Origin of the sequence: Streptomyces spiramenti (genome assembly GCF_012034385.1) — a bacterium.
GTDB lineage: Bacteria > Actinomycetota > Actinomycetes > Streptomycetales > Streptomycetaceae > Streptomyces > Streptomyces spiramenti.
In genome coordinates, this window is sequence record NZ_JAAVJB010000181.1 from 1 (window position 1) to 11076 (window position 11076).

Sequence of the window (11076 nt, forward strand, 5' to 3'; positions counted from 1 at the left end):
GGCGGTCTGGGCCCCTGCGACTTCGGGCGGCTGCTGGGCCGGGGGACGCGGCTGCGGCACCGGGCCGGAAGCGGGCGCCGCAGAAGCGGGGACCGCGGGGTCAGCGGGGGCCGGGGCTCCGGGGCGCGCCTCCCGGTCGGCGTGGGCGGCCTGCTGCCGCTGCCGGTCCGCGTTGCGGACGAGGTTGCGCAGCGCGTCGTACGCCTGAAGGTAGGTCAGCGAGGTCGGCTTGCCGCCGGCGGTGCGGTGGTCGGTTGCCCCGGAGGGGAGGGCGCGCGCCGGGCGGCTCGCCTCCAGCGCGATGCGGCGGCGGCCCTCCAGCGCGTTGGCGCGGCCGTTCTCCGCCATGGCGTAGCGACGCAGGAGTTCGGCGTGCTCCCCGCGGAGTCGGGCGAGGTCGATGCGCTTGCCCTGGAGCCGGTGCTCCAGCGCGGTGGCCTGGTCGGTCGCCGCCTCCAACGCCGCCTGCAACTCGCTGACCTGGGCGTCGACGGCCTGTCGGTTGGTGCGCTCGTTCGCCAGCCGCGCCTCGGCCACGTTCTCGCGGTGCCTGAGCAGGGCTGCCCCCGCGCCGGCGGCGCCGGCGGTGGCGACGACCAGCAGCGCCGGGAAGAGGGCGAGGCCGTCCGCGGTCAGCAGCGCGAGTCCGGCGGTCAGGACGGCGCAGCCGCCGACCGCGGCCGGGATCAGCAGCCGGTTGGGCGGGATGTATCGGTGACGTCCGCGTGCCATGCCGGAAACCTACCGTGATGCGGCGTGGCGCGGGAGGGCGCAACGGGATTGTTGTGCGGTTCGGCCGGTACCGGTCGGCTTCCATCCGGTGCCCGGTGCCCGGTGCCCGGTGCCCGGTGCCCGGCGCCGCAACGGCGTTCGGTGGCGCCCCGGTTCGCGGGGCGCCACCGAACGCCGACGTGCGCGCGCCGACGGCGCGGAGTCGCGGTGTGCGACCGCCGTCGGGCGCAGGCCGTCACCGGCGCACGTCAGCCGTCGATGAGGCCCTTGTCGACCAGGTACTCGCGCGCCGCGTCGACGGCGCGGACGCGCTCGGCGTCGACCTGGCGGTTGAGCTCGACGAGGTCGTCGGTGGTGAGCGTGGAGGTCAGCTCGTTGAGGATGTCCACCACCTCCTGGTTCTCGGCGGTCTCGGTGTTGAGCACCGGCAGGATGTTGTCCGCCTGCTGGAGGTTCTGGTCGTCCTCCAGCAGCACCAGGCCGAAGTCGGCGAGGGTGCCGTCGGTGGTGGTGACCAGCGCCAGCTCGTTGGTGCGGTTCTGGATCGACTGCTTCGTCTGCGCGGTGCCGACGCCCTTGGGGTCGACCTCGGTGATGTCGATGTCGTAGACCCGCTCCAGGCCGGGCTGGCAGAACGGGCGCTCCACGCAGTCCTCTCCCGCGGCCAGCCGCACGGCCAGCCCGGACTCGCCGAGGTCGGTGAGGGTCTCCAGGCCGTGCTCCTCGGCGAACTGCTCGCTCACGGCGAAGGCGTTCTGGTTGACCGCGTCGCCGTAGTCCAGCACCGTGAGGCCCCGCGGCTCGACCAGCTCGATCAGGGCCTCGCGGGTGGCCTCCGGGTCGCTGGAGGCGACGGGCTCGGCGTCGGGGCCGTTCTCGTCGCGGTTGAAGTACTCGGCGGTGGTGGCCAGGTACTCGGGGACGATGTTGATCTCGCCGCTCTCCAGTGCCGGGGCGTACAGTTCGCGCCCGCGGACGGTCTGGACCTCGGTGTCGAAACCGGCGTCGGCGAGGATCTGCGCGTACAGCTCGGCGGTGATCGTCGCCTCGGTGAAGTCGGCGCTGCCGATGACGAGGCTGTCGCCGCCGTCGGTGTCGGTGCTGTCGGACCCGGTGTCCGTGTCCGAACCGGAGCCGGACTCCTCCAGGCTCTCGCCGCCGCACGCGGTGAGGGCCAGGGCCAGGGTGAGTGCCGTGGCGGCGGTCGCGAGCGGCGCGCGGCGAAGGGTGGTGCGGGCGGATTTCACGGTCTGGGTGTCCATTCGTCGAGGGCGCCGCCGGCGGCGGGTGAGGAGGCTGGTGCCCCGTTCAGGGACGGTACTGAGCGGGTACGGAGAGGGTGTGTCGGTGATGTGACGTCGCGGGCGGACCGGGTTCGGCGTCCGTCCGACAGGTCGGCGCGCATGCACCTACCCGCTTCGAGCCGGTCAATTCCTGATTCGTCGTACCATCCGTTGATCAGGCTGACGCTGGGGTGGGGCGCTCCGGCAGCGGCGGACGGAACGTGGGTCAGGCGGTGCCGGAGGGTGCGCCCACCGCGCGGGCGCCGTCCTCCCGGCCCTCCGCCGGCAGCTCCTCGCGCGCGGCGCGGTCGCGCGCGCCGGTGCCGCGGCCGGGGGTCAGCAGCCGCTGCGCCACCACGAGGACGCCCTCGACGACCAGGGCGAGGGCCGCGACCAGTACCGCGCCGGCGACCACCTGCGCGGTGTTCTGGTTGGCGAACCCCGCGGTGATGATGCGGCCCAGCCCCCCGCCGCCGACCAGCGCCGCGAGGGTCGCGGTGGCGACGACCTGCACCGTCGCGGTGCGGATGCCCGTCATGACCATGGGGAACGCCAGCGGCAGCTCGATCCGCAGCATCAGCTGGCGCGAGGACATGCCCATGCCCCGGGCCGCCTCGACCACGTCCGGGTCGGCCTCCGCCGCGCCGACGTAGGCGTTGGTCAGCAGTGGCGGCAGGGCGAACAGCACCAGCGCGATCACCGTCGGCGTCGTCACCCCGCCCTCCCCGAGGGGGGTCAGCATCAGCACGACCAGCACCGCGAAGGTCGGGACGGCCCGGCCGGCGTTGGTGATGTTGACGGCGACGGCGCTGCCGAGGCGCTTGCCGCGCCCGCCCCCGCCCGACGCCACCGGCGTGTGGCCGAGCCACAACGCGAGCGGCAGCGTCAGCACGCAGGCGATCACCATGGAGACGCCGGTCAGGTAGAGGTGCTCACCGAGCCGGGTCCAGATCCCGCCCGGGCCCGCCCAGTGGTCGGCCGTGGTCAGCCAGGTCCAGGCGTCGAGGAACGCGTTCACTGGCCTGCCTCCTGTCGGGCGCCGGGCGCCCCCGCGGCGATGGGTCGGTCGTCGTTGGCAGGCTTCGCCAGGGGATCGGGGCCGCCGCCCCCGCCCGGGGTCACGGCCCCGTCGCCGCCGTCCGGCGCGTCCCCGCCGTCGCCGGGGTCGGTCGCGCCCCCTCGGCGCCGCCCGCCGCGGCCGTCACGTGCCCTGACCCACGGGGTGAGGGCACGCTGCACGCCGAGGAGCAGCACGTCGGCCACGACGGCGAGCACCACGCAGAGCACGGAGGCGGTCAGCACCTGTGCCTTGAAGAGGCTGTCCATGCCGCTGTAGATGAGGTTGCCCAGCCCGCCGTTGCCGACGATGGCGCCGACGGTGGTGAGCGAGACCGCGGAGACCGTGGCGATCCGGACCCCGGCCATCAGCGCGGGCAGTGCCAGCGGCAGTTCCACCCGGAAGAGCAGCCGCCCCGGGCCGAAGCCCATGCCGCGCGCCGCCTCGCGGACGTCCTCGGGGACGCCGTCGAGTCCGGCGAGCATGTTCCGGACGAGGATGGTCAGCGAGTAGAGCACCAGTCCGCAGACGACGACCGCCGCCGAGATGCCGAAGACCGGCAGCAGCAGGGCGTACATCGCCAGCGTGGGGATGGTGTAGACGACCGTGGTCAGAGTGAGGACCGTGCCGGTCAGCCGCCGGTAGCGGCGGGCCAGCAGGGCCAGGGGGAACGCCAGGAGCACCGCCAGCACCACGGCGGTGCCGGTGATGGCGACGTGCTGGAGCGTGGCGTCGATCAGTTCCTCGCGCCGGGTCCGCAGGTACTCACCGCAGATCCACGCGTTGGCTGTCAGACAGTTGCTGGCACTCACCAGGAGAACACTAGGCGGCGCGACTCGTGAAAATGAAGATCCTACGAACGTGTCCGTGGGGGAAGATGGATCGCATGCTTCGCTTCGAACAGGTCACCAAGCGGTACCCGGACGGAACGCTCGCCGTGGACAACCTGTCGCTGGAGGTGGCCGAGGGCGAACTGGTCACCCTCGTCGGGCCCTCCGGCTGCGGCAAGACGACCACCATGAAGCTGGTCAACCGGCTGGAGGAACCCACCTCCGGCCGCATCCTGCTGGACGGCGAGGACATCGCCGGCATCCACCCCGTGGCCCTGCGGCGGCGCATCGGGTACGTCATCCAGCAGGGCGGCCTGTTCCCCCACCGCACCGTGCTCGACAACACCGCCACCGTCCTTCAGCTCCTGGAGTGGAAGAAGCCGGCGGCCCGCAAGCGCGCCGCCGAGATGCTCGACCTCGTCGGCCTCGACCCGTCCGTCTACGGCTCCCGTTACCCCGGCCAACTCTCCGGCGGCCAGCGGCAGCGCGTCGGGGTGGCCCGCGCCCTCGCCGCCGACCCGCCGGTGCTGCTGATGGACGAACCCTTCGGCGCCGTCGACCCGGTGGTCCGCGAACGGCTCCAGAACGAGTTCCTGCGGCTCCAGGCGGAGGTCCGCAAGACCGTGCTCTTCGTGACCCACGACATCGAGGAGGCCGTGCGGCTCGGCGACCGCATCGCCGTCTTCGGCCAGGGCCGCATCGAGCAGTTCGACCCGCCCGCCACTCTGCTCGGCGCCCCCGCCACCGACTATGTCGCGCAGTTCGTCGGCGCCGACCGCGGTCTCAAGCGGCTGTCGGTCACCGCCGTCGAGGAGGGCGACCTCGAACAGCCGCCGCTGGTCGACCTCGCCGACGGCATGGCCGACGCCGCCGGCCGGATGCGGGAGAGCGGCGCCCGCTGGGCGGTCGTCCTGGACGCCTCGGGAAACCTGCACGGCTGGGTACCGCGGCCCGCCGCCGGCGCCGCGGTCACCGGAACCGTCGCCGACCACGCCCGCCGCATGGAGGCGTGGCTGCCGCTCGGCTCCTCGCTCAAGAAGGCGTTCGGCATGATGCTCCAGTACGACGCGGGCTGGATCGCCGTCCTCGACGGTGACCGCTTCCTGGGGGTGCTCACCCCGGCGGGGCTCCACGAGGCGCTGCGCCGATCCATCGACGCCGACGCGCAGGACGTGGAGCGGGCCGAGGTCCGCCTGGAGACGCTGCCCAACGGCCCCGCCTGACCAGTCGGCGAGCCCGGCCGCCGAGCGCGCGGCCCTCGCCGCGGGCCGGGCGTCCCGGGAGAGCGGCGAGCAACCCCCAGGACCGGCCGTTCCGAGCCGCCGGAGCACGGCGCGATGTGTGGGCTGCGCGTCGTTGACGCCCACCGCGCCCCGTCCCAGGGTTACGGTGTGGACACACGCCGCGTCGTCTTCGTCATCTTCGAGGGTTTTCAGGCCCTCGACCTCCTCGGCCCCTACGAGGTCTTCGAGCACGCCCGCCGGCACGGCGGCGGCTACCGCTGCGAGATCGCCGCCCGCCGGCCCGGGCCGGTCCGCAGCGGCGGCGGGGTCGTCATCGACGCGGATCGCGGCCTGGCGGCGGTCCCGCCCGCCGCGGTGGACACCCTCGTCCTCGCCGGCGGGGAGGGCGTGGACGCGGCGCGCCACGACGCGGAGCTGACCGCGTGGATCGCCTCCTGCGCCGGCTCCCGCCGCGTCGCCTCGGTGTGCAGCGGGGCGTTCCTGCTCGGCGCGGCCGGACTGCTCGCCGGGCGGCGCGTCACGACCCACTGGGGCCGCGCCGACCAGCTGGCCCGCGAGCACCCGGAGGCGACGGTCGACCGGGACCCCGTCCACGTCCGCGACGGCTCGGTGTGGACCTCGGCGGGGGTCACCGCCGGGATGGACCTCGCCCTCGCGCTGGTCGAGGACGACGTGGGCCGCGACACCCGCCCACGCCATCGCCCGCGACCTGGTGCTCTTCCTCCGCCGCCCCGGCACCCAGTCGCAGTTCAGCGTCCCGCTGTGGTCCGCCCAGCCGGCCACCGAGCCGATCCGGGCGGCTGTCGCCGCAGTCCACACCGACCCGGGCGCCCGCCACACCGCCGAGAAACTGGCCCACCGCGCAGGACTGAGCCCCCGCCACCTCCAACGGCGGTTCACCGCCGAAGTGGGCGTGCCACCGGGCGAGTACGTCGAGACGGCTCGCGTGGAGGCCGCCCAGCGCGCCCTTGTCGCGGGCGACGAGCCCATGGCGGCCGTCGCCCGGCACTGCGGTTTCGGCACCGCGGAGACGCTGCGCCGCACCTTCCACCGCCGGGTGGGCGTCAGCCCCTCCGACTACCGCGACCGCTTCCGCACCAGCGGGGAGCGGACCGCCCGCTGAGGCGGCCCCCGCCGGCGGGCCCCGGCCGCACCCCGTCCGCACCGGGGCGGGCACCACGTCGGGGCACCACCGCACCGCGCCGCACGATCGGAAGAGCCCGACCGGAACCGCACAGCCGGAACCGCACAGCCGACACCGCACAGCCGAGACCGCACGGCCGACACCGCACAGCCGAGACCGCACGGCCGACACCGCACAGCCGAGACCGGCACCGCACAGCCGACACCGAGGAGCGGGAATGACGACATACGGGCTGTTGATCTTCGACGGCGTGGAGGAACTCGACTTCGTCGGGCCGTGGGAGGTGTTCACCAACTCCGCGATACTGCGCGACGCGGGTGACCGGGCGGTGCTGATATCCGGCTCGTCCGACCAGCTCCGCCCGGTGGTCTGCAACAAGGGCATGCGGGTGGTCCCCGACCACACCCTGGCCGACCACCCGCCGCTGGACGTCCTGCTGGTCCCCGGCGGTTCGGGGGTGATGCGAGCCGTCACCGACCCCGCCCTGATCGGGTGGCTCGGCCGGGTCGCCGCCGATGCCCGGTGGGTCACCTCCGTCTGCACCGGCGTCCTGCTGCTGCACGAGGCGGGCCCGGCCCGCGGACGCCGGGTCGCCACCCATCACTCGTGCGAGGACGCGCTGGCGGCACGGGGCGAGGTGACCGTGGTGCGGGACGCCCGGTACGTCGTCGACGGGTCGCTGCTCACCAGCCAGGGCGTCTCCGCGGGCATCGACATGGCGCTGTGGCTCGTCGGCCGGCTGTTCGGCAGGGACCACGCACGGGCGGTGCGCCGCCACATCCAGTACGACCCCGCGCCGCCCTACCTGGCCGACGAACCGGTCGGCTGAGCGGCCATGCCCGGCGCCCGCACGGCGCCCGCAACGGCGGGCGCCGTCGCGGGCGCGTCGGGTCCGGGGGGCGGGGACGGCACGTGTCAGGCGGGGGAGCCCAGCGGGCCGTTCTCGTCGTCCTCCGGAAGCCGGCAGATCCGTTCCAGCCAGAGCGCGGCGCCGCAGACGGCGACCCCCATGAGGACGCAGAGTCCGGCGTAGACGGCCTGCTCGCGCCGGGCCGAGACGTCCAGGTACTCCAGCGCCAGGAAGATCCCCAGCCCGCCGTAGATCCCGGAGACGACCGACACCACCAGCGCACTCGCCTGACCGAGCACCACCGCGCGGGCCGCCATCATCGGCTCCACGCCGCGGGCGCCGGGCCGCCGCTCCCGGGCCGCCTTGATGCGCGACCGCAGCAGCAGCGCGGTCGCCAGCAGCACCGCCGCGATCGCGCCGAGCGCGACGGGCGCCAGCAGCGGCACCGCCGGCAGCATCCCGTGCGAGTCCAGCAGCCCGGCCGCCGCCCAGGAGAGCGCGAACGCGCCGGCGAACAGCCCCAGCAGCGTGCCGATCCGCAGTTGTGTCACCGCGCCTGTCCCTCCGCGCCGTCGGGGCCGCCCGCCCTCCGGCCGTCCGTCTGTTCCGTCTCCGTCCGCGCCCCGGGTGCGGGCCGCGGGGGCGCACCACGCCCCGGTGACGGCCCACCGGGGCCGCCGGGGGTGACGCTACCCGGCGCCGCCGGTCCCGCGCGCCCCCGCCGCCGCACAGCGCGGCGACGAGGGCGGCGAGGCCGCGCCCAACGGCGCCCGTGCCCCTCGACCGGTGTCAGCTCGGTAGGGCGAGCGCGATGTCCTCGCGCCGCCGTACCCCGCTGTCGTCCACCGAGGACCGCAGCTCGGCGAGCGGCCCGCGGCCCGGGTAGTCGCCCTCCGGGTCCACGTCCAGCCACGGCGCCAGCACGAAGGCCCGCTCGTGGGCCCGCGGGTGGGGGAGCGTCAGCCCCGGGTCGGTCGAGACGACGTCCTGGTAGGAGACGATGTCCACGTCCAGGGTCCGCGGCCCCCACCGCTCGTCACGGGTCCGCTCGTACGCCTCCTCCACCGCCTGCGCCCGCTCCAGCAGCGACGACGGCGGCAGCGTGGTGCGCACCACGACGACGGCGTTGAAGTAGGTGCCCTGGCTGCCCTCGGGCACGCCCCAGGGCTCGGTCTCGTAGACGGGGGACACGGCGGTGACCCGCAGCCCCGGGGTGTCCTCCAACGCGTCCACGGCGCCCTGGATCGTCTCCAGCCGGTTGCCGAGGTTGCTGCCGAGGGCGATCACCGCGAGCCGCGGGTTGTGCAGGGTGGCGTCGGCGGCGTCCACCTGCTGCACCACCGCGGAAGGGACCGGCTGGACGGTCGGGTCGGGAGAGGAGGAAGCGGCGTTGTCGCTGCTCGTCATGGTCTGCTCCGCAGAATGGTGATGGTCACGTCGTCGAAGGGAACGGTGATCGGGGCTCCGGGCTTGTGCACCGTCACCTCCACCTCCCGCACCGCCTCGTGCGACAGGCACTGGTCGGCGATGCGTTCCGCGAGTGTCTCGATCAGCGCGAACGGCTCGCCGGACACCAGGGCGGTCACCTCCTCGGCGACCACTCCGTAGTGGACCGTCCGTCCCAGGTCGTCCCCGGCCGCCGCGGGGCGGGTGTCCAGCCCGAGGCGGACGTCGACGACGAAGGTCTGGCCGAGGGAGCGCTCCTCCGGGAGCGCGCCGTGGAAGCCGCGTGCCCGTAGTCCGCGCAGTGTGATGCGGTCCATCGCCGCCCACTTCCTTCCCGTTCGCACCGGCACCCGTGGCGGGCCCGGCTGCCGTGGTCCCGGTCGCGGTCGGCGCGACCGCGGTGGGGCGACGCGCGGGCGTCGCGCCCGTACCGGCACGCTGCACCGCCGACGGGCACGGTACGGCCCGCCGGGGTCCGGGCGGCCCGACCCCTCGCAATCTACCCGCGCCCGCCACCGTGGCTCGCGGGCGGGTACGGCACCCCGGGAGGGGATGTCGCGGCCTCTACCCACCGCCCCACGCCGCTACGCGTCGCCGCGCGCGCTCCGGCCACCATCGGGGGAGAGCACGCCGCCGAACCCGGAGCGCGGCCTCAACCGGGCAGGAACCGGACGGCCCCCGCGCCCACCCGCGGGGCACCGGCTCCCGGCACGCGCCCCCGCCCGGGGCGCCCGCGCCACCCGGGACAGCGCGCGGTGGAGACTCCGCGCTGCGGGCGACCGCCGGGGCCGACCGCCGCGGCGCGTCCGGGAGCGGCGCGGCGCGCGTCACCCGGACGGCGCAGCGTCCGCACCGCTCCCCGCCGCCTGCCCCCGGCGTCCAGGTCCCGATCACCAAGTGATCACCCCGGCGCCAGCGCCTACCCTGGTCGCATGCAGCTCTCAACCGGTCACGAGCCCGCCCCGCGGGGTGTGGTGGACGGCCTGCCGGCATGGGACCGATGCGCGGTCATGGGCGTGGTCAACGTCACTCCCGACTCCTTCTCGGACGGCGGGATGTGGTTCGAGCCGTCCGCCGCGATCAAGCACGGTCTGGAACTGGTCGCCGACGGCGCCGACCTGGTCGACGTGGGCGGCGAGTCCACCCGGCCGGGCGCCAGCCGCGTGGACGAGTCGGAGGAGCTGCGCCGCGTCGTCCCGGTGGTGCGGGCGCTGACCGCCGAAGGGGTCACGGTCTCCGTGGACACCATGCGGGCGTCGGTGGCGGCCGAGGCCGTCGCCGCGGGCGCGCAGCTGGTCAACGACGTCAGCGGTGGCCGGGCCGACTCCCGCATGGTGCCGGTCGTCGCCGAACTCGGCGTGCCGTTCGTGGTGATGCACTGGCGCGGGCAGAGCGCGGACATGAACACCCGTGCCGTCTACACCGATCCGGTCGCCGAGGTGTTGGCCGAGCTGCGGGAGGCGGTCGAGGCCGCGGTGGACGGCGGAGTCGCCGAGGACCGCGTCGTCGTCGACCCCGGCCTCGGCTTCGCAAAGGAGGCGCCGCACGATCTCGCGCTGGTGGCCGGACTGCGGCGCCTCGCCGGCGAGCTGCGCCGCCCCATGCTGGTCGCTGCCTCGCGCAAACGTTTCCTCGGCCGCGTGCTGGCCGGCCCGGACGGCGCCCCGCCCCCTGCCAGACGCCGCGACGCCGCCACCGCGGCGGTCACCGCGATCGCGGCGCGGGACGGGGCCTGGGCGGTCCGGGTCCACGACGTCGGCCCCTCCGCCGATGCGGTACGCGTCGCCCGGGCGGTGGAAGCAGCGGCGACGGAAGCGGCGGCGATGGGAGCGGCCGGAACAGGGGAGGCAGCGGGAACGGGGGAGCGGACATGAGCGCGCGTACCGACATCGAGGCCGTGGAGGCCGCGAACACCGCTCTCTACGACGCGCTGGAGCACGGCGACCTGGAGGCGATGGCCGAACAGTGGCTGCACGACCGGGTCAGCGTCGTCCACCCGGGCTGGCCGGTCCTCACCGGCCGCTCCGAGGTGATGCGCTCCTACGCGCTGATCATGGCGGGGACCGAGTACATCCAGTTCTTCCTGACGGACGTGGAGATCGAGGTGCTCGGTGACACCGCCGTCGTGACCTGCACCGAGAACATCCTCTCCGGCGGCCCGGCCGAGGACGACGGCTCCGCGGGGCCGCTGGTCGGTGGCCTGGTGGTCGCCACCAACATCTTCCGACGCGTGGACGACGGCAGTTGGAAGATCTGGGCGCACCACGGCTCCCCGGTCCTCGTCGACGACGAGGACGAGGACGGTGACGGGCCCGCGGAGCCCGGCGTCACCGAGCTCTGACCCCCGTCGGCGCCGCAGGCGGCGACACCGCACGACGGGCCGGGCCCGGCAGCCACGCCCCTGGGTACGGACGGTCGTGGCGCCAAGCCCGGCCCGTTCCGTGGCCGCGCGACCGGTCCTCCGAGGCGGTGCGAGTGCCGCCTCGGAGG

General features: G+C 74.9%; 11 protein-coding genes and 1 pseudogene. 5 read left to right on the top strand and 7 right to left on the bottom strand.

Annotated features, from left to right (window positions below):
- The 4 genes from HCJ92_RS18355 to HCJ92_RS18370 all read right to left on the bottom strand — a co-directional run.
- Nucleotides 1-732 (bottom strand): hypothetical protein (locus tag HCJ92_RS18355; RefSeq protein ID WP_167934710.1); only part of this gene is annotated, 732 nt, incomplete at its 3' end.
- Between the two features lie 248 nt (nt 733-980).
- On the bottom strand, nt 981-1994 hold the full coding sequence (locus HCJ92_RS18360) for an ABC transporter substrate-binding protein (protein ID WP_167934711.1): 1014 nt from the start codon (nt 1992-1994) through the stop codon (nt 981-983).
- A 247-nt stretch (nt 1995-2241) separates the two neighbouring features.
- Complete coding sequence (locus HCJ92_RS18365; protein ID WP_167934712.1) at nt 2242-3033, bottom strand: ABC transporter permease subunit; 792 nt, start codon at nt 3031-3033, stop codon at nt 2242-2244.
- Nucleotides 3030-3884: an ABC transporter permease gene (locus tag HCJ92_RS18370; RefSeq protein ID WP_338054243.1), complete on the bottom strand. Its 855-nt coding sequence runs from the start codon at nt 3882-3884 to the stop codon at nt 3030-3032. Before HCJ92_RS18370 ends, HCJ92_RS18365 begins: the two co-directional genes overlap by 4 nt.
- A 74-nt stretch (nt 3885-3958) precedes the next feature.
- Between HCJ92_RS18370 and HCJ92_RS18375 the strand changes: the two genes are divergently transcribed.
- The 3 genes and pseudogenes from HCJ92_RS18375 (at nt 3959) to HCJ92_RS18385 (ending at nt 7119) form a co-directional block, all read left to right on the top strand.
- Nucleotides 3959-5125, top strand: coding sequence for an ABC transporter ATP-binding protein (locus tag HCJ92_RS18375; RefSeq protein WP_167934713.1), 1167 nt, complete (start codon nt 3959-3961; stop codon nt 5123-5125).
- A 168-nt stretch (nt 5126-5293) separates the two neighbouring features.
- Nucleotides 5294-6269, top strand: a pseudogene (locus HCJ92_RS25865) (GlxA family transcriptional regulator).
- 238 nt (nt 6270-6507) lie between these two features.
- Entirely contained in the window at nt 6508-7119 is a 612-nt protein-coding gene (locus HCJ92_RS18385; RefSeq protein ID WP_167934714.1) for a DJ-1/PfpI family protein, read from the top strand.
- Between the two features lie 86 nt (nt 7120-7205).
- Here the strand turns inward: HCJ92_RS18385 and HCJ92_RS18390 are convergent, their stop codons facing one another.
- From HCJ92_RS18390 to folB, 3 genes are all read right to left on the bottom strand, one after another.
- Nucleotides 7206-7691 (bottom strand): DUF3180 family protein, encoded by a 486-nt coding sequence (locus tag HCJ92_RS18390; RefSeq protein ID WP_167934715.1) that lies wholly within the window; start codon nt 7689-7691, stop codon nt 7206-7208.
- Between the two features lie 238 nt (nt 7692-7929).
- The gene (gene folK, locus HCJ92_RS18395; protein WP_167934716.1) at nt 7930-8547 is read right to left on the bottom strand and encodes a 2-amino-4-hydroxy-6-hydroxymethyldihydropteridine diphosphokinase; all 618 of its coding nucleotides are present in this window, start codon (nt 8545-8547) and stop codon (nt 7930-7932) included.
- Entirely contained in the window at nt 8544-8903 is a 360-nt protein-coding gene (folB, locus tag HCJ92_RS18400) for a dihydroneopterin aldolase (protein ID WP_167934717.1), read from the bottom strand. The genes folK and folB overlap by 4 nt, the downstream gene beginning before the upstream one ends.
- A gap of 615 nt (nt 8904-9518) precedes the next feature.
- Here folB and folP point away from each other — a divergent pair.
- Both folP and HCJ92_RS18410 read left to right on the top strand, forming a co-directional pair.
- A complete protein-coding gene (folP, locus tag HCJ92_RS18405) occupies nt 9519-10460 on the top strand; it encodes a dihydropteroate synthase (RefSeq protein WP_245240987.1) in 942 nt (313 codons plus the stop codon).
- On the top strand, nt 10457-10927 hold the full coding sequence (locus HCJ92_RS18410) for a nuclear transport factor 2 family protein (protein WP_167934718.1): 471 nt from the start codon (nt 10457-10459) through the stop codon (nt 10925-10927). The genes folP and HCJ92_RS18410 overlap by 4 nt, the downstream gene beginning before the upstream one ends.
- Nucleotides 10928-11076: the final 149 nt, after the last annotated feature.